General features: G+C 38.1%; 21 protein-coding genes. 18 read left to right on the forward strand and 3 right to left on the reverse strand.

All coding sequences use genetic code 11. From position 1 onward, the window contains the following. The first annotated feature begins 14 nt into the window (after positions 1 to 14). The 4 genes from LC090_RS09150 to LC090_RS09165 all read left to right on the forward strand — a co-directional run bounded on the left by LC090_RS09150 (position 15) and on the right by LC090_RS09165 (position 3,933). A complete protein-coding gene (locus LC090_RS09150) occupies positions 15 to 1,112 on the forward strand; it encodes a helix-turn-helix domain-containing protein (protein WP_226657355.1) in 1,098 nt (365 codons plus the stop codon). Then, positions 1,112 to 2,650, forward strand: coding sequence for a RecQ family ATP-dependent DNA helicase (locus LC090_RS09155; RefSeq protein ID WP_226657357.1), 1,539 nt, complete (start codon positions 1,112 to 1,114; stop codon positions 2,648 to 2,650). Before LC090_RS09150 ends, LC090_RS09155 begins: the two co-directional genes overlap by 1 nt. Beyond that, on the forward strand, positions 2,631 to 3,209 hold the full coding sequence (locus LC090_RS09160; RefSeq protein ID WP_226657359.1) for a CPBP family intramembrane glutamic endopeptidase: 579 nt from the start codon (positions 2,631 to 2,633) through the stop codon (positions 3,207 to 3,209). The genes LC090_RS09155 and LC090_RS09160 overlap by 20 nt, the downstream gene beginning before the upstream one ends. Before the next feature lie 283 nt (positions 3,210 to 3,492). Further along, positions 3,493 to 3,933, forward strand: a complete 441-nt coding sequence (locus LC090_RS09165; protein WP_226657361.1) for a DUF2663 family protein — start codon at positions 3,493 to 3,495, stop codon at positions 3,931 to 3,933. 3 nt (positions 3,934 to 3,936) lie between these two features. Here the strand turns inward: LC090_RS09165 and LC090_RS09170 are convergent, their stop codons facing one another. After that, complete coding sequence (locus LC090_RS09170; protein ID WP_226657362.1) at positions 3,937 to 4,152, reverse strand: hypothetical protein; 216 nt, start codon at positions 4,150 to 4,152, stop codon at positions 3,937 to 3,939. 210 nt (positions 4,153 to 4,362) lie between these two features. Here LC090_RS09170 and LC090_RS09175 point away from each other — a divergent pair, with 210 nt between their 5' ends. The 5 genes from LC090_RS09175 to LC090_RS09195 all read left to right on the forward strand — a co-directional run bounded on the left by LC090_RS09175 (position 4,363) and on the right by LC090_RS09195 (position 7,958). Further along, a complete protein-coding gene (locus LC090_RS09175) occupies positions 4,363 to 4,998 on the forward strand; it encodes a CBS domain-containing protein (protein WP_226657364.1) in 636 nt (211 codons plus the stop codon). Between the two features lie 59 nt (positions 4,999 to 5,057). Next, the gene (locus LC090_RS09180; protein ID WP_226657366.1) at positions 5,058 to 5,456 is read left to right on the forward strand and encodes a hypothetical protein; all 399 of its coding nucleotides are present in this window, start codon (positions 5,058 to 5,060) and stop codon (positions 5,454 to 5,456) included. Further along, positions 5,453 to 6,211 (forward strand): metallophosphoesterase, encoded by a 759-nt coding sequence (locus LC090_RS09185; RefSeq protein WP_226657368.1) that lies wholly within the window; start codon positions 5,453 to 5,455, stop codon positions 6,209 to 6,211. Before LC090_RS09180 ends, LC090_RS09185 begins: the two co-directional genes overlap by 4 nt. A gap of 93 nt (positions 6,212 to 6,304) precedes the next feature. Beyond that, complete coding sequence (locus LC090_RS09190; protein WP_226657370.1) at positions 6,305 to 7,228, forward strand: MerR family transcriptional regulator; 924 nt, start codon at positions 6,305 to 6,307, stop codon at positions 7,226 to 7,228. Positions 7,229 to 7,367: 139 nt separating this feature from the next. Further along, positions 7,368 to 7,958: a genetic competence negative regulator gene (locus tag LC090_RS09195; protein WP_226657373.1), complete on the forward strand. Its 591-nt coding sequence runs from the start codon at positions 7,368 to 7,370 to the stop codon at positions 7,956 to 7,958. A gap of 30 nt (positions 7,959 to 7,988) precedes the next feature. On the opposite strand, the gene LC090_RS09200 is transcribed toward LC090_RS09195, so the two are convergent. Continuing rightward, positions 7,989 to 8,702 carry a PIG-L deacetylase family protein gene (locus tag LC090_RS09200; RefSeq protein WP_226657375.1) on the reverse strand — a complete coding sequence of 238 codons (714 nt, stop codon included), beginning with the start codon at positions 8,700 to 8,702 and terminating at the stop codon, positions 7,989 to 7,991. Between the two features lie 204 nt (positions 8,703 to 8,906). On the opposite strand from LC090_RS09200, the gene LC090_RS09205 reads away from it, so the two are divergent. From LC090_RS09205 to LC090_RS09215, 3 genes are all read left to right on the forward strand, one after another. Further along, positions 8,907 to 9,821, forward strand: coding sequence for a D-alanine--D-alanine ligase family protein (locus LC090_RS09205; RefSeq protein WP_226657377.1), 915 nt, complete (start codon positions 8,907 to 8,909; stop codon positions 9,819 to 9,821). A 274-nt stretch (positions 9,822 to 10,095) separates the two neighbouring features. Continuing rightward, entirely contained in the window at positions 10,096 to 11,376 is a 1,281-nt protein-coding gene (locus tag LC090_RS09210) for a Glu/Leu/Phe/Val family dehydrogenase (RefSeq protein WP_224594318.1), read from the forward strand. 119 nt (positions 11,377 to 11,495) lie between these two features. Continuing rightward, complete coding sequence (locus LC090_RS09215; protein ID WP_226657379.1) at positions 11,496 to 12,491, forward strand: YpdA family putative bacillithiol disulfide reductase; 996 nt, start codon at positions 11,496 to 11,498, stop codon at positions 12,489 to 12,491. Positions 12,492 to 12,530: 39 nt separating this feature from the next. Here LC090_RS09215 and LC090_RS09220 read toward each other — a convergent pair whose 3' ends face one another. After that, entirely contained in the window at positions 12,531 to 13,502 is a 972-nt protein-coding gene (locus LC090_RS09220; RefSeq protein WP_226657381.1) for an asparaginase, read from the reverse strand. Between the two features lie 125 nt (positions 13,503 to 13,627). Between LC090_RS09220 and prsW the strand changes: the two genes are divergently transcribed. The 6 genes from prsW to LC090_RS09250 all read left to right on the forward strand — a co-directional run bounded on the left by prsW (position 13,628) and on the right by LC090_RS09250 (position 18,222). Then, positions 13,628 to 14,317 (forward strand): glutamic-type intramembrane protease PrsW, encoded by a 690-nt coding sequence (prsW, locus tag LC090_RS09225; RefSeq protein WP_226657383.1) that lies wholly within the window; start codon positions 13,628 to 13,630, stop codon positions 14,315 to 14,317. Between the two features lie 255 nt (positions 14,318 to 14,572). Next, positions 14,573 to 15,277 (forward strand): spore cortex-lytic enzyme, encoded by a 705-nt coding sequence (gene sleB, locus LC090_RS09230; RefSeq protein ID WP_226658434.1) that lies wholly within the window; start codon positions 14,573 to 14,575, stop codon positions 15,275 to 15,277. Between the two features lie 5 nt (positions 15,278 to 15,282). Continuing rightward, the gene (gene ypeB, locus LC090_RS09235; protein WP_425590644.1) at positions 15,283 to 16,641 is read left to right on the forward strand and encodes a germination protein YpeB; all 1,359 of its coding nucleotides are present in this window, start codon (positions 15,283 to 15,285) and stop codon (positions 16,639 to 16,641) included. Positions 16,642 to 16,654: 13 nt separating this feature from the next. Continuing rightward, positions 16,655 to 16,822 carry a DUF5359 family protein gene (locus LC090_RS09240; protein WP_226657387.1) on the forward strand — a complete coding sequence of 56 codons (168 nt, stop codon included), beginning with the start codon at positions 16,655 to 16,657 and terminating at the stop codon, positions 16,820 to 16,822. 139 nt (positions 16,823 to 16,961) lie between these two features. After that, positions 16,962 to 17,633, forward strand: coding sequence for a (d)CMP kinase (gene cmk / locus LC090_RS09245; RefSeq protein ID WP_226657389.1), 672 nt, complete (start codon positions 16,962 to 16,964; stop codon positions 17,631 to 17,633). Positions 17,634 to 17,637: 4 nt separating this feature from the next. After that, on the forward strand, positions 17,638 to 18,222 hold the full coding sequence (locus tag LC090_RS09250; RefSeq protein WP_226657391.1) for a lysophospholipid acyltransferase family protein: 585 nt from the start codon (positions 17,638 to 17,640) through the stop codon (positions 18,220 to 18,222). Positions 18,223 to 18,262: the final 40 nt, after the last annotated feature.

The following is an 18,262-nucleotide window of genomic DNA, read 5'->3' on the forward strand; positions in this document are numbered from 1 at the left end:
AAAGAAGTAAACTAATGAAAAAATTTGATACAATAATACGTAAGGAAATAGGTGATGGATTCATGCAATATTTTGACGTTGTGCTATTATATATTTTTGACCGGTTTAAAGGAGAGCGTTCACTATCAGCCGTTTACCATCTTCTAACTGGAAAGAAATCTTCTCAAACGATTCAGGATGGAAAGCTTTTTAATATAGGACAGTTCTTTGGGGTGTTAAAAAAGTTAAACCGGGCAAAACTCGAGCAACATGTGTCCTCACTCCAAGAAGCTGGTTTAATTAAACCAAATCAACATGAGGGTTACGAAATTACTTCAAGTGGGAGAGAAGCATTAACTTCTTTCTTGGCTTCAAACCCTTTACCAGAATATTTAGCAGGTTGGCAGTACCATAAGGTAAGTGATTTATATTGGCAGCGGCTTAGTTTATTCGTTCAAAGCCTTTCTTATTCAATTCGTGGTAACATGAGTTTCTATCCGATTAGTAAAGACGAAACAATTCAAAACTGGGTAAAAAAACATTTCCCAATGACTAAAGAAAAGCGAGTGACCGTCGCAGAAAATCTGTTTCAAGAAATGCAAACGATTCTCAACAAACTACCAGATCGCGACGCCTCTATGTTTGTAATGAGACTTAGCGGCATAGGAAGAACGGGTTTAACCATTAGCCAATTAGCTGATATGCAAAAAATCAGCTATGAAGAAACATCGATACGTCTTCAAAGTGTCATCCACGCTATCCTCAAGTGGGTTCAAAACCATTCAGGGCAATCTCCAATTCTTGCGTCAATGATAGAAGGAGAAGGCGAAGAGCTACCGTTAACGTTATCAACAAAGCAAACCTATAAGCTATTAGAATCTGGTATGACGATAGAGCAAATCGTTCATCTTCGCCGGCTTAAAAGGAGCACGATCGAGGATCATCTTGTGGAAATTGCGATTAATGTTCCCGAATTCTCTATTGATGCATTTGTAGACCCAAAGGCACAAGCGGATATTCGGTTAGCTAGTAAGGAGATCAAGAGTCAGCGATTAAAATTAATAAAGAACTATGTGAAAGATCAATATACCTATTTTGAAATTCGATTAACTCTTTGCAAAGAAGGGATTTAATGCCGTTAACAGATCTATTATATAAACATTTTGGCTATCGTGAGTTTCGTTTTGGTCAGGAACAAATTATTTCTGACGTGCTCAACAAAAGAGATGTTTTCGCTATGCTTCCTACAGGGGCAGGGAAATCGCTATGTTATCAACTACCCTTTTATGCGGGAGTTTCTCCCATTCTTATTGTTTCCCCGCTAGTATCATTAATGGAAGATCAAGTTCAGCAACTGAAAGCACAAGGGGAAAAGCGGGTTATCGCATTAAATGGTTTTTTAGAATTTGAGAAAAGAATGGATATTCTAAAGGATTTATCCTATTATTCGTTTATCTATGTATCACCAGAAATTCTTCAGAATAATTTTGTCTATCAGGCATTAAAGAAAATAAACATTGAATTAATGGTGGTGGATGAAGCCCATTGTATATCACAATGGGGACATGACTTTAGAACAGACTATTTAAAGCTTGGAGAGATACGGGAAGCGTTTGGTTCTCCACCAATCCTTGCTCTTACTGCAACAGCTACTGAAGATGTTCGTCATGATATTCTTCGTCAATTAAATATGAGCAATCCAGCTATTCACGTACATAGTGTAGATCGTCCTAATATTGCGATTAAGCTTGAAAAACATTCTTCGCTTGAAGCAAAGATCCAAGCAGTTAAGGAATATGCACTTGAACTCAAAGGTCCAGGAATTATTTACTTCTCAAGTCGAAGGTGGGCAGATAAGTTAGCAAAAGCATTGAGTGATGAAGGGAGAGAATGTGCAGCGTATCACGCGGGAATGGAACAGGAAGATCGTCTTTTAATTCAACAACAGTTTTTAAATGATGAACTTTCGATTATATGTTCAACCAATGCTTTTGGGATGGGAATTAACAAAAGCAATATCCGATTTGTGATTCATTTTCATCCACCTTCTACCATTGAAAGCTATTTGCAAGAAATTGGTCGAGCAGGAAGAGATCAACTTTCATCCATCGCGATTCACTTGTATACAGAAGAAGATGAGTTTTTGCCACTTTCTTTTATTGATTCAGAACTCCCAAAGGAACAAGAAGTAAAAGAAGTGTTACGAGACTTTTCAGGTAGAGTAGGAACAACATACTCCAGTTTTCAGCTTGAACGCGAAGGAAATCGATTTGACTTTACCGAAACAGCATGGCGTTATTTGCTCCATCAATTAGAAGGGCTAGGTATTGTCCAAAATAAAGAGATTCAAACATTTGAAGTAGAGTCCTGTTTAAGGGAAATTCTAACAGCCACAGAACAACATCGAAAAGCAAAGCTTCTCAAATGGTTTCGATTTAAAAGCTGGCTAGAAGAAAAGCAGTGCAGAAGAAAAGGTTTATTAGAGAGGTTTGGAGAATCAAATCATCAGGTGAATTTCTGCTGTGATTATTGTGGGCTAAACCTTCAACGATATAAAGGAAGTAATACTCAGTTACAGCCTACCGCGCAACATGTAGTGGATTGGGGAGTTGAATTGAAGCGATTACTTACCGTAAGTAAGGAGGATCACGGTGAGAAATCGACAGGCTGAAGCAGTGAAACAATTAACAGATCGAGAACTTTTACTAAATGTTTATTTAACCCAGGGAATTCTGCTTCTTCTAGCAACATTCATCGGTTTCTTTCTATTTGGAGATATCGTTTTTTTTCTGGGATTAATCGAATTTTCCTGGATAGAGATCATCATCCTAGGTGGAGGAACAGCCTTTCTTGTTATTGGAATTGATCTCTTTCTTATGCATATACTCTCTGAAGAAATGTTGGATGATGGAGGAATTAATGAACGAATTTTTTCTCGTCTTTCAATTTCTCATATTTTTATACTGTCAGCTATTATTTCATTTAGTGAAGAGCTATTATTTCGAGGTGTTATTCAAACGAGCTTTGGGTTAATCCTTTCAAGTTTGTTATTTGCGCTTATACATGTTCGTTATCTTTCTAAACCTGTCTTATTTATCTCTGTGGTTGGGATTAGTTTTTTAATTGGTATTTTATTCGAAGTAACTGGGAATTTACTGTCAACGATCACAGCACATTTTTTAATTGATTTTATTATGGGCTGTTTCATAAAAAAGAAAGCACGAATGTAATTACATCATGAAAGGTGAGTTGAATGAAAAGCGAAAAACCTCTGCCTTCTAGAAAGGAATACCACCGTAATAAAAGCACAAAAAAAAAGCAGTCGCGACGTAAGGAAAGTGTAGAAAGAGAACTCCCGTCTTTCACGCTAATTCGGATACTCGCTCTCCTTTTTATTGGGATGGTCTCTCTTTTCCTGCTGTATTCCTACTTTCTTTGAAAATTGATGAGTCCCCCCAGTCGTAACCAGGCTAGTTCATGCATAAACTAGTCTCAACTAAGGGGGGGGAGAAAGTGGACGCGCTAAAAGAATGGAAACTACCACAACAGTCCAAAGTAACCATTGTGCTATTACAAGAATTAGTGGAAAGAAAGAACTCTGAAAAGCAGTATAAAGCAAAGTCACAAACCTACGGATATCTTCTTGCATTTATATTAGTTACAATGGGCGGGTTAGTTTGGTACGAGTTAGAAAATAGCACATCTTTTTTTATAAGTGAGCTTTCTATTCGATCATTGCCGATAATGTTGGTGATTAGCAGTGTAATCACTTACTTTCAGTTAAGGAAGTTTTCAAAAAAAAGCAAGAAAGCTGAGGATGAGTTTGAGTCTTTAAGACTGGAGATTATAGATCGAAGCGATGAACTATTTAAAGATCAACACCAGTGGGAAAGTCGTCATGATGTTTTTAACTATTTAAAAGAGGCATATGACATAAATTTATATTATAAATAAACGTTATCTTTGCTCAGGACATCCAAAGAAGAGATACTGTTCAATTTGAAAATTGTTTCCATTTATAGAGAGTTCATCCTTTCCAAACATTTCGATCTTTCCAAAGGCAACAGTATCTTTTAGTTTTGGGCAGAAAACTTCGACGGGCATGCCTAAACGACGATTGAAATCCAAATCCTCATTTCCTAATAATGATTTGGTTTTAAGTTTGTTGATCATGATCCATCATCTCCGTTTTATTGTTTCCGTTCCAAAGTGGTCTGGTTATATCTCAATCTTACCTCAAAAAGACTGAATCTTCAAGAAATTTAAAAGCCCAATTTACGGAAGAAAACGATCCATTTCATCATTAATTTTTATTTTAGAAGGATATTATCTTGAAAATGTGGTATTAATTAAGAGTAATGATTTTACAAAGAGGTGAGAGCAATGTACGTACGAAGCGCGATGAAACCAATTCGAGAAACTGTTTATGTGAATGATGACACAAAGTTAGATGAAACATTAAAAGTATTAAAAGAACGAGAAATTGATGGTGTGCCGGTAATTAAAGGAAAAAAGTACGTGGGAATTGTAACGTTTAATCGTATTTATAAAGCTTTTTTTAAAAGTGAAATGACAGATAAGCAAAAATTCCTGTCTGAAACGAGTGCAGGTGAAATTGCGTACCAAAAAGATGTCACGGTTGATCAAGAGGAAATATTTGAGAACACCCTTTTGTTAGCAAAAAACGCACCACTCGTTGCTGTAGTTGATCAAAATGAGAACTTTATAGGTATTATTACACGGTCGGATATACTTGATCAATTCCAGAGTGCTTTTGGCATGCGTAAGCCAGGCATTAGAATTGCTTTTGCTTCTTCAGAAACAGAAGGACGGATTGCAAGACTAGCGAAAATCGCAAAAAGTTTTCATGAAAATATCATTTCATTGTCTACATTCGATGAATCGAATCAGAATGTAAGACGAATCGTCATGAAGATTGAAAAAAAGGAAAACATTGATCAGTTTATTGCGAAACTTGAACAAAATGGATTTAAAGTTCTAGATATAAAAGAAGTATGAGTGATTAGTACCCATAAAGCCTCCTACTCTTACATACGTTAGAGTGGGGGGTTTTTACTATGCCGCTTTTACTGATAAGGATTGTAGCGATTTTTTGTTTGCTGTTCTTAGCCGAAAGCAACTTAAATTTTAGAAGCATGACGTTTACTGACCTGATGTTAAACAGCGGTCGTTATGGGTTTGGAGCACTTTGTTTTTTGTTTGGTTTTCTTTTCGTAGCTCGTGTAATCAGAGAACATGTGGAGGCATTTCTTGCTTTAGGAATAAATAATAAAGCTCACCTCACCACTTTGTTGGTTGAGGGAAGTTTATTAAGTGGTGGTTATTGGGTATTGGTTGAAACGAATTTATGGCTGTCACTTGCATCCCTAGTCATGGCATTTATTTATGGAGGTTTAACTGCTAATATAAGAGCAGCAAGAGAATTGAAGCATTTTCAGAGGAGTAATGACACATGATTTATGTAATTGGGGTCGTTTTAATTGGCGTATTGTTACTGATCTACATGTGGATAGAGGCGCATCTAAACAGAGTTGTTTCGAAAGAAATTGAGATCACCAATTTACCAGAAAGCTTCGATTCTTATCGAATTTTTTTTATTTCGGACACTCATAATCGGATCATCTCTAATAAAGTGTTAGAAAAAGTGAAAAATCAGGTTGATATTGTGGTGATTGGTGGAGATGTTATGGAAAAAGGAGTTTCGTTTGAGAAAGTTCGCCAGAATATGAAATCATTAAAATTGATCGCACCATGCTATTTTGTTTGGGGGAATAATGATTATGAGGAAGATCCCGAGCAACTTGAGAAGCTCCTAATTGAAGAACGTATTCAAATTCTAAAAAATCGAGCAATCAAACTTCGTCGTGGCAATGAGGGGATTAGCTTATTGGGAATTGATGATTTATCTACCGATAATGCCTCATTAGAAGATGCTGTTAAAGAAGCAACGGAAGAAACGAAAATCTTAATTAGTCATAACCCTGATATAAAGCAAGATTGGCCTGATAATAGTGGCATACAGCTGATCCTTTCAGGTCACACTCATGGTGGTCAGATTCGACTATTAGGATGGGGAATCCGAGAAAAAGGTGGTATCAAAGTAGTGAAGGGGACGACTGTTGTTATCAGTAATGGATATGGTACGACAACCTTACCTTTGAGACTAATGGCCCCGGCTGAAACACATATTTTTATATTAAAAAGGAAATAAATACAAAAAAACAGCAAATTGCTTATACAAAGTTTACACAAACATCATTCACCCCTTATACTAGGTGTGATAAAGGCTGTACTAGAGGGGAAGATGACGATGTCTGCAGGTAAGTATAATATAAAAGCGGTCTCAAAAAAATTGGGTATACAACCTGGGACCTTAAGGGCATGGGAAAGACGTTATAATATTATTTCTCCGATAAGAAATGAGGCAGGTCATCGTCTTTATTCGGAAGAACATATGTCTATTCTAAAATGGCTTGTCCAAAAAACAGAGCAGGGTTTTACAATAAGTCAAGCTGTGGAACTGCTTGAAAATGGAAACGATTCAACGGATACAGATAGTATGGGAGTAGATATGGAAAGAGATCGAGCTCATATACTAGCCGATGAAATTTTAGAAGCACTTTTAGCATTCGATGAGAATAAAGCGCAGGATTTACTTAATCAGGCGTTTTCTGTATTTAGTATTGATAAGGTCGTTCATGACATCCTCGCTCAACTGCTCGTTAGGGTTGGAGACCTTTGGGAAAATGAAAAAATTACGATCGCTCATGAGCATTTTACAAGTGCTTTTCTAAGGTCAAGGATTGGTATGATTTTTCATACACTCCCTGTGGATGGTTACCTTCCAAAAGTAATGGCGGTTTGTTCTTCAGGAGAGTACCATGAACTTGGTTTGTTAATTTTCACTCTCTACTTAAGACGTAAAGGATTTGAAGTCATCTATCTTGGTTCAAGCATCCCTGAGGATGATATTGAAACAGTTGTGGAAGATACAGACCCTAAAATTTTGTTCTTATCTTGTACGCTAATGGCTAATTTACCGAGATGTCTCGATCTCGTTGATCGCCTTGATCAGCGTTTCTCAGATTTAACGATAGGCGTGGGGGGCGCTGCAATTGGACATTTACGTGGTGAAAAGAGACAGGCCTATGAGTCATTTTTCGTTGGAAACAGTAAAGAAGAATGGGACGTGTGGATTAAAGATAAAATTCAAAAGCTGACAACTTAGTGTATAGTTGTCATGACTTGTCTAAGCTTCCTTTTACAGTGTAAACTAGAAGAATATCGTCAACCATGAACCATCTTTGTATTATCACATATAGTATGAACAAAGGATTTGCGGGTGACAGACGGTAGGGGGGAAATAGATGCGTCTTGAACGTTTAACTTACGATAAAATAAAAATCTTTCTAACTTATGATGATTTAAATGAACGTGGAATTACAAAAGAAGAGCTATGGCAGGACGTACCGAAAGTTCACAGGCTTTTTCGTGAGATGATTATGGAAGCAGATGATGAACTTGGCTTTAAAGTGGATGGTCCAATTGCGGTAGAAGTGTTCTCTCTTCCTGCTCAAGGAATGGTGGTTATTGTTACAAAAGGTTCCTCTGAAAGTGAGTTTGAAGATGATTATAATGATGAATACATTGAAATGCAGGTAACTCTTGATGAAAGCGATGAAGTATTTTATGAATTTCGATCCTTCGAGGATGTTATTGGGCTTTCTAAAAGATTAATCAATGTAGGAATTCAAGGTGGTACGCTCTACTCCTTTCAGTCACAATTTTACCTCAAGTTTGATGAAGAGGAATTTGCGGATTTTGAATTAGATTCTCTTGTTGCATTGCTTGCGGAATTTGGAAACCCTTCAACAATTACAAGTTATCGTGTGATGGAGTATGGTAAGCTAATTATGCAATCAACAGCGATTGAACAGTTAAATCATTATTTTAACTAACAAAACCTCCCGATCGGGAGGTTTTGTTCGTTATTCTAGGATAGGACTTGATGAATAGCTGGGGTTCACCCATGCTTTAATGAAATATTCTTTATTATTAAATTTCATAAATTCCGTTTCATTATAAATGGTCGGAAAAACGCGTTCAACGGATAGATGCTGAGTACGATGAGCGATAAGCGCTTTTCTAACAGAATTTAAATGGTCGCTTGAGAATGATTTAATCAAAGTGATTGAATCATCTGGATCTGCATATGCTGGATTTCCTGTTTGATCAGCTAGAGATTGAGGAAAGGTAGCGTAATACAATTCTTTTACGACATTTGTTTCTTTAACGGCTTGAAGCGTTGCGTGCTGGATCGCTTTATGATCTGGATGACCTGACAATCCATGTGGCGGGAAGGTAATGACAACATCAGGTTGAACAGCTTCAATTCGTTTTAAAACATCGTTCTTCAGCTCATTAAGAGGCAGCTGGCTTAATTTTCCGTCTTTATAATCACCTATATAGAGTTCATCAATACCAAGCAGCAGAGAGGCTTCTTCAAGTTCTTTTCTTCGAACTTCAGCCAACTCTTTGGGTTGACAGATAGGCGGTTCTCCACACTTACCAGCATCTCCGGGTGTAGCACTGTATAGAACGGTTTTCGTATCTTTGTTTTTAGCTAATTCTAACAGCGTTCCTCCGCAAGTGAAACTTTCATCATCAGGATGAGCAAAAATAAACATGATTGTACGGGCCATAAAGACATTTCCTTTCATAATTAAGATTATCGCAAGTATACAAAAGATCATCATCTTTTTTCCAATAATAATACTTGATGATGGTCATTCAAAGTAACATAGCTGTCGAAAAACATGATATGATGAGAGGTGTTTTGATAAGTTCCACTCGATTAACAATCGAATATAATGACTTACATACATGTAGCCCAGGAGGTATAGCTTATGAAAGTTGGAGTACTTTATGGAGGAACTTCTGCTGAGAGAGAAGTTTCGCTATCTAGCGGAAAAGGAATTATGAAAGCATTAAGAGAGAATGGTCATGAAGTTATCGGAGTTGACTTTCATCCAGAACGATTATCAGAAGTGATGGAGCTTGATGTTGACATTGTGTTTATTGGTCTTCATGGTAAATACGGAGAAGATGGAAGGATTCAAGGACTGCTTGATATGCTTCAAATCCCCTATGTGGGCTCTGGAGTTCTTGGCTCCGCTGTTGCAATGGATAAAGCCAGAAGTAAAAAAGTGTTAAAAGATTCTGGGATTCGTCTTGCGAAGGATCTCGTTCTCCACTATTCAGATGACCGTCATTCATTAAATTTGCCATTTGGTTATCCGGTTGTTGTGAAGCCAAACAGTGAGGGATCAACGATAGGATTAACAATTGCCAAATCTGAAGAAGAGCTCCACAAAGGTATTGAAGAAGCGTTTCGATTTGACAATACAGTTATTCTAGAAGAGTTTATTTCTGGGACTGAAGTTACTGTTGCGGTGATGGGCGCTAAAGGAGAAGTCAAAGCGCTACCTGTTGTGGAAATTGTTCCAAAGAATGCCTATTATGATTACGAATCGAAATACGCTGAAGGAGGGAGCGAGCATATCGTACCTGCTCGAATTTCTGAACTCCATACTGAGCTTATTCAAAAACAGTCCGTCGTGGCGCATGAGTTACTTGGATGCGATACGTATTCACGAGTTGATTATATCGTCCCGAATGATGGGTCTGCACCAGTATTCCTTGAAGTGAACACGCTACCTGGCATGACGCCGACTAGTTTATTCCCGGATGCAGCGAAAGAAATTGGATACTCCTATGAGCAAATGATTGAAAACTTAGTTCAATTAGGTTTAAAAAAATAATGATGCGAGACCTCACAAAAGTGGGGTCTTCCTTTTATTGCAGTGTATTCCCTTAGTTTTTAGTAAGCGTTTTCAATAGCGTGGAACAATTTGCATAAATGTGGTATGAATGCCTTCTCATAGCTTACTTAAACGTGTATACTATGTTTTGAAAGCAGAGCAATAGAACATTCTATAAACAACATAAGACGTTTTACAATTAAATTGGGATAGGCTATTTTTATTAGCTTAACGAAAACAGCAGAGTAAGTGCACAGTAATGGGAGGTAATTCAATGGTCGACAAAAACGAAACAGATAATGGACAAGGAAACAAGAAGAAGCGGAACGTATTAGAGTCGACGCAATCGGTCATTCACGAAGCGCTAGACAAATTAGGCTACCCGAATGAAGTGTATGAATTATTGAAAGAACCAATGCGATTAATGACGGTTCGGATTCCAGTTCGAATGGATGATGGCTCTATTAAAATATTTACAGGGTATCGTGCACAACATAATGATTCAGTTGGTCCTACTAAAGGAGGCGTTCGCTTCCACCCGGATGTGACCGAAACTGAAGTGAAAGCACTTTCTGTATGGATGAGTTTAAAAGCTGGAATTGTGGATCTTCCATATGGCGGAGGTAAGGGGGGGATCATCTGTGATCCTCGTGAAATGTCATTTAGAGAATTAGAGCGTTTAAGTCGTGGTTATGTACGTGCGATAAGTCAAATTGTTGGACCAACGAAAGATATTCCAGCACCAGACGTATTTACCAACTCTCAAATTATGGCATGGATGATGGATGAGTATAGTCGCATAAGAGAATTTGATTCTCCCGGCTTTATTACCGGTAAGCCATTAGTACTAGGTGGATCTCACGGGCGTGAATCTGCAACTGCAAAAGGCGTGACAATTTGCATTCGTGAAGCTGCAAAGAAAAAAGATATTAAAATTGAAGGTGCACGTGTTGTCATTCAAGGATTTGGAAATGCTGGGAGCTTTCTTGCAAAATTTATGCATGATGCTGGAGCGAAAATTGTAGGCATTTCAGATGCGTATGGGGCTCTCCATGATCCTGAAGGTCTCGATATCGATTACTTATTAGATCGTCGTGACAGTTTTGGTACAGTGACGAAGCTTTTTAAAGAAACGATTAGTAATCAAGAATTACTTGAACTTGATTGTGATATTCTTGTTCCAGCAGCAATCGAAAATCAAATTACTGAAGAGAATGCACATAACATCAAGGCAAGCATAGTTGTAGAAGCGGCAAATGGTCCTACTACAATCGAAGCGACAAAGATCTTAACGGATAGAGGCATTTTACTTGTTCCAGATGTACTAGCTAGTTCGGGTGGAGTCACCGTTTCTTATTTTGAGTGGGTTCAAAACAACCAGGGATACTACTGGACAGAAGAAGAAGTGGAAGCTAAGCTTGAAAAAGTAATGGTTAACGCATTTAACTCGATTTACAGAACGTCTGAAACACGTCGAGTTGATATGAGGCTTTCTGCTTATATGGTCGGCGTTAGGAAAATGGCTGAGGCGTCCCGTTTTAGAGGCTGGATATAAATAGTTGCCTTTCCGAATAAAATTCCCTATCATTCAGGTAGGGAATTTTTTTATCGTATTGAGTAGAATAATAAAAAGAAATGGTCTATTTTTTATGGATTGGTTCGGGAGTGAGAGAAATGAGAGAAGAACAGATCGTCATTATTGGTGCAGGACCATGTGGAATGTCTGCAGCTATTGAATTAATGAATCAAGGATATGATCCTTTACTTATTGAAAAAGGGAATATTGTCAACGCCATTTATCATTATCCAACACACCAAACTTTTTTTAGTTCAAGTGAGAAACTTGAAATCGGAGAAGTCCCTTTTATTATTGAAGAACGAAAACCAAAGCGTAACCAGGCTCTGGCGTATTATCGAGACGTGGCTAAGCGAAAAGATTTGCGAATTCATTCCTTTGAGAAAGCAAACGTCATAACAAAAGAAAATGACGTCTTCATCATCGAAACTGAAAAAGTACATGAAACAAAACAAATCACCTATCGTGCTGAACATTTAATTATAGCTACTGGTTATTACGATAGTCCAAATTATATGGGGATCAAAGGGGAAGAACTTGATAAGGTTTTGCATTATTTTAAAGAACCGCATCCTTATTTTGATCAAGATGTTGCTGTGATTGGCGGTAAAAATTCTGCTGTTGATGCAGCTTTAGAGCTTGAAAAAGCGGGAGCTCGGGTCACGATCCTTTATCGTGGATCGGAATATTCTAAGAGTGTTAAGCCGTGGATTTTACCGGAATTTGAAGCGCTAGTAAGGAACAATAAGGTAACAATGGAATTTGACGCTACACTAGTAGAAGTGAGAGAAAAAGAGATTGTTTATGAAGTATTGGGAGAACAAACAACCATTCCAAATGATTTTGTTTTCGCTATGACCGGCTACCATCCCGACCACTCGTTCCTGACAAAAATCGGTATACAGATCGATCAAAAAAGTGGTCGTCCTACATTCAATGCAGATACAATGGAAACAAATGTTGAGAATTGCTACATTGCAGGCGTAATTGCAGCTGGGAATAATGCAAATGAAATTTTCATTGAGAACGGAAGGTTACACGGCGCAATGATTGCAAAAGCAGTGATAAAGAAAGCGAAAAAACCTACCAATTAAGGTAGGTTTTTTGTGAATAACAGTTCAATAAAGAACGATCTATCTGAGAAAAAAGTTGTGCAATTCACTATCATCTTCCGTCGCTTCAAGTGTAACCAGTAATTTTAAACGGGCTTTTTGTCCATTTAAGCCGTTTGAGAAGATCACACCCTGCTCCTTCAAATGCTTTCCGCCACCTTTGTACCCATACACGTCTTGAACAATGCCGTTAAAACAGCGGGAAACCATCACTATCGCGATTCCTTTCGCTCTAAGATGCTTTATTCCATCCATCATATCAGGGGGTAAATTACCCTGTCCCAGTGCCTCTATCACGATCCCATCAATGCCAAGTTCAGCTACTGCAATAAGTAATTTTGAATCCATTCCAGCATATGCCTTTAGGAGCATCACTTTTTTTGTTAATCCGGAGATATGATAGCGGTCTCTCACCGTTAACGTATGGTGAAAGAACACTCTTTGTTTTGTTACGATGCCAATTGGGCCATATTGTGGACTTTGAAAAGTGGACACATTGCTCGTGTGTGTTTTCGTTACGTTTTTTGCCGTATGTATTTCATCGTTAAGCACTACAAGCACACCCTTACCCTTTGCTTCTTGGCATGAAGCTACTTTTATAGAAGAAAGTAAATTATAAGGTCCATCAGATCCAAGTTCGTTGCTTGATCGCATGGCTCCTGTAACGACAACTGGAAGGTCTGTTTGAAGTACGAGATCTAATAGATAGGCTGTTTCCTCGAGCGTATCGGTCCCATGCGTAATCACGATGCCCCGAATCGGTTCTTCCTTTATTTTTGTTTCGATTCTTTCTGCAATAGCAAACATCATTTCGGGCGTCATATGAGGTGAGGGGATGTTGATAAAATCGTCAATCAACACATCATCTCCCGTTAGTAATTGGTTAAGTGTTGTATTTAACGGGTTGTTTTTGCCTGGACTTACAGCACCCGAGTCTTTGTCTTCCTCCATTGCAATGGTTCCTCCGGTATGGATAATCAATAGTTTACTCATAGCATCACCTCATCATTTTCCTAATTATTGTTTCCTTAAATAAAGTAACATGATACGATTATAAAAGTATAGGTATGACTGAACCTGCTAGTATAAGAGGTGAAGGATAGAAATGGGGAAAGCCTATGTTAGCAGCCATAACTGCTGGAATAGCACCAGGCATTGCGCTTCTTTGTTTTTTTTATCTTAAACAGCATCAATATGAATCTGAGCCAATTGGTCCGGTCGTTCGAAGCTTTGTATTTGGTGCCATGCTTGTGTTTCCAGTAATGGTGATCCAGCATGGTTTTGAAGTTGAGAATTTTCTGCAATCACCATTCAGTCAGTCTTTTATCATGTCTGGGCTGTTGGAAGAATTTCTAAAGTGGTTTATTTTTTATTTTACGGTTTATATCCATATAGAGTTTAGTGATTTTTATGATGGTATTGTCTATGGAGTAGCGATCTCGCTTGGGTTTGCATCAGTAGAAAATGTATTTTACCTGTTTGCATTTGGAATTCAGGAAGCTTGGTGGCGAGCGCTGTTACCAGTATCAAGTCATGCCTTATTTGGTTTAATAATGGGCTCGTATTTAGGTAGAGGAAAGTTTTCACTGCAAAATAAGATTGGGAAATGGATTGCCCTTTCGTTATTCATTCCATTTATTTTTCATGGGACGTATAATTTTTTAGTTCTCCAAGTAAATAGTAATACGATCTATCTCATGATTCCCTTTATGCTCATTCTGTGGTTTATAGGGTTACGCAAAATTAAAGCTGCCGATCATAACCAGGCAGAGTTAATGCAAGCGAAAGAAAATATGCCAATCTCATAGTTAACCTTAAAAAAGATGCCAATTTGGCATCTTTTTTTTACGGAAAATATCGAGGCTTGAGGTTAAATAGGTACAAGAGAGAAGATGTTAGTTTTCGAAAATTCTAAGTCTACCGTTCCAATTGTATAAAAAACTTTCCGTTACAAAAACTACACATGTGAAATCAGAATGATCAGGGAGGTTCACAGCATGAGAAAGGCATTTAGTATTTTGAAAATCCCTTTGGTAATCGGCCTAATATGTGCACCGCTTATCATGGTTTTGGATGGAGAGAATGAAGCAGGTGCATTTTCAAATCAAATTATTCAAAAGGGTGCGACGGGAACTGACGTTATTGAATTACAAACACGGTTGAAGCACATTGGTTTTTATACCGGTAATGTCGACGGTGTTTTTGGATGGGGAACCTATTGGGCGGTAAGGAATTTTCAATATGAATTTGGAATGGATGTTGATGGACTTGTTGGGCCAGATATGAAGGCGAAATTAGCTAAGACGACTAAATATGCCCCTGGTCAGGGTTCAAAAAGTCCTGATAACTCACAAACAAATCAAAGTAAGCCAAAAGACTCAAATGTACAAGCTAAAAATGTGCCATCTGGTTATTCTCAAAACGATATTAAGCTTCTTGCTAATGCGGTATACGGAGAGTCACGCGGAGAGCCTTATGAAGGCCAAGTTGCAGTTGCGGCCGTCATATTGAACCGCGTCCAGAGCGCTTCATTTCCAAACACGGTATCAGGGGTTATCTTCGAACCTCGCGCGTTTACAGCTGTATCGGATGGTCAAATATGGTTAGCGCCAAATGAAAAAGCTAAAGAAGCTGTCATCGATGCGATAAACGGTTGGGATCCAACGGGAGAAGCACTCTATTATTTTAATCCAAACACCGCTACATCAGGTTGGATATGGACAAGACCGCAAATTAAGCAAATTGGAAAACACATATTCTGTGAATAATGGAGGTGGTTTACTTGATTCGTTCACTATTGATCGGTGTACTTGCAGTTGGCGTTGTTGGCACAAGTTATTGGGGATACAAAGAGCACCAGGAAAAAAATGCAGTACTCATTAATGCTGAGAATACGTATCAACGTGCATTTCACGATTTGAATTTTCATATGGATGCGCTTGAAGAGAAAATCGGTTCTACGCTAGCGATGAATTCAAGAGGTAGTTTATCACCAGCTCTAACGGAAGTATGGCGTTTAACTTCTGAAGCACAAAATGACGTTGGTCAACTTCCGTTAACCCTTATGCCTTTTAATAAGACTGAAGAGTTTTTGACGAATATTGGTTCATTTAGTTACCGCGTTGCGGTTCGAGACTTGGATGAAAACCCTTTATCAGATGAAGAATATGAGACGTTAAAAAATTTGCATAGCCATTCGAATGACATTAAAAACGAATTAAGGAAAGTTCAGGCTATGGTGATTGATCATAATCTTCGCTGGATGGACGTAGAGCTTGCTCTTGCTTCAGAAGGGCAACCGCAGGATAATACGATCATCGATGGATTCAAGACTGTTGATAAACAAGTCGAAGGGTATAGTGAGGTGAACTGGGGACCAGAGGTAACTCAGCTTAATGCCAAAAAAGAAAACCTTGATAAAAATATTAAAGGAAAGAAGCTTAGTGAAGAGGAAGCGAAAAAACACGTGATTGATTTTCTGGATATCGATCCTAAAGCTAAAATAGAAATTACAACTACAGGTGATGAATCAAAATATAAAGCCTATAGTGTTTCGATTGAAAACAAAGACAAAAAATCATCAACAAATCTGGATGTGACACAAAAAGGCGCTAACCCAATCTGGATTCTAATGGATAGAGAGATCGGTGAGCAAAAGTTAAGCTTAAATGAAGCAGCAGATCAAGCAAGAGCTTTCCTCAAAGAACACGACATTACGAATATGACCATTTCAGAAAGTAGTCAGTATGACCGAATGGGTGTCTTCACATTTGTTTATCAACAAGGTGATGTGGCCATTTATCCGGATGCCGTTCACATTAAAGTGGCGTTAGACAATGGTGATATTTCTGGATACGAATCACAAGACTATTTAACAAATCACCATGAAAGGTCTCTGATCACCCCAACTATTTCTAGAGATGAAGCATTAGATCAAGTGAATCCAAATGTTCAAATCATGGACGAAGGGTTAGGCGTTATCCGTAATGATCTTGGGGAAGAAGTATTATGTTATGAATTTATGGGTACGATTGAAAAAGAAACGTATCGGATTTTCATTAACGCGGAAAATGGAAGAGAAGAAAGAGTTGAAAAAATGGACGGAACTGAAATGAATTACGATACGGCATAAGCGGGGTGACGGAATGGCGAAAGTTGAAAAACTGCTAATAAAACTGATCGTCATTCAATTTTTATTTCTTATAGCTTCTCAGGTCCTGTTAACGCAGGAAGAATATCGCATTTATCTTAGTAAGGCCATTTATTATGAAGGTGTACTGAAGGATTTGCCTCCACTGATCAGGCGTCAATAGACCAATAAAATGTCTTATGTTATGATAAATAAGACATTTTGGTCGTACAAAGAAAGCAGGATATCCTGCTTTTTTTGTACGTTAAGTTGTCAATTAGAAGATTGAATAGGATTGAACGGAATTTGGAGGCAAGAAGCATATGAACAAACGAATAAATATAGCCATTGATGGACCTGCTGGCGCTGGTAAAAGCACGGTAGCAAGAAAAGTAGCTGATTATCTATCTTTTCTTTACATTGATACAGGTGCAATGTATCGCGCTTTAACCTTTAAAGCGATTGAAAAAAACGTTGATTTAGAAGATGGTCCTTTACTTAAAGCATTGTTAGATAAAACGGTCATCGACCTACAAGTTGGCGAGAAAGAACAGCTTGTATTAATCGATCATCGCAACGTGACAACTGAAATTCGCTCTTCTCATGTAACGAACAACGTTTCGTTTGTGGCAAGACAAAGTGAAGTTAGAGAAGAAATGGTTAAGCGTCAAAAATTACTAGCAGAACGTGGCGGAGTCGTGATGGATGGTCGTGATATCGGGACACATGTTCTTCCTGAATCTGAGCTTAAAGTTTTCTTGAGCGCTTCAGTTGAAGAAAGAGCTTCACGTCGCTATAAAGAGCTAGTTGATAATGGAATTGAAGCAAATTATGATCAGATAAAAGAGGAAATTGCATTAAGAGATAAGCGTGATACCGAGCGAGAAGTAGCCCCTCTCGTAAAAGCAAGTGATGCGATTGAAATTGACACGACAACAATGACAATCTTAGAAGTTGTGGAGCATATTTTACAACTAGCGAAGGAAAGGGCTTGATCACGTGAGTTTATACGGTGTCGGTAAGGGCTTGTTTTACGCTTATTTTAAACTATTTAATCGTGTAACGGTTGTGGGAAGAGAGAACATTCCAAAAGATAAAGGGATTCTTCTGTGTTCAAACCATATTAATAACCTTGATCCCCCACTTGTTGGAGCCATGTTTCCTAGAGATGTTCACTTCATGGCAAAATCAGAATTGTTTTCAATTCCAGTTCTCGGGAAGTTGATTGAAAAGGTTGGAGCTTTCCCCGTTAAAAGAGGAATGAGCGATAAACAAGCGTTACGAAGCGGAATGAAGATTCTTAAAGATGGCGGCGTTGTTGGATTGTTTCCCGAGGGGACGAGAAGTAAAGATGGTCAGCTTGGAGAAGGTCTTTCAGGAGCAGGTTTTTTTGCACTTCGTCCGGAAGTAACGGTTGTCCCATGTGCGATTCAAGGATCTTATAAGCCATTTGGCCGCTTAAAAATCGTTTATGGAAAACCCGTGGATCTTTCTCCTTTACGTGAAGAACAGGGAGCTGCTAAAAAAGCCACACAGGCAATCATGAAAGAAATTAAAGATTTGATTGAAATTCATCATAAATAATTCAATATTGTTAAAAAATTTTAATAAATGTGTCGGGATA

Source organism: Guptibacillus hwajinpoensis, from assembly GCF_020524165.1.
Taxonomy (GTDB): domain Bacteria; phylum Bacillota; class Bacilli; order Bacillales; family Guptibacillaceae; genus Guptibacillus; species Guptibacillus hwajinpoensis_D.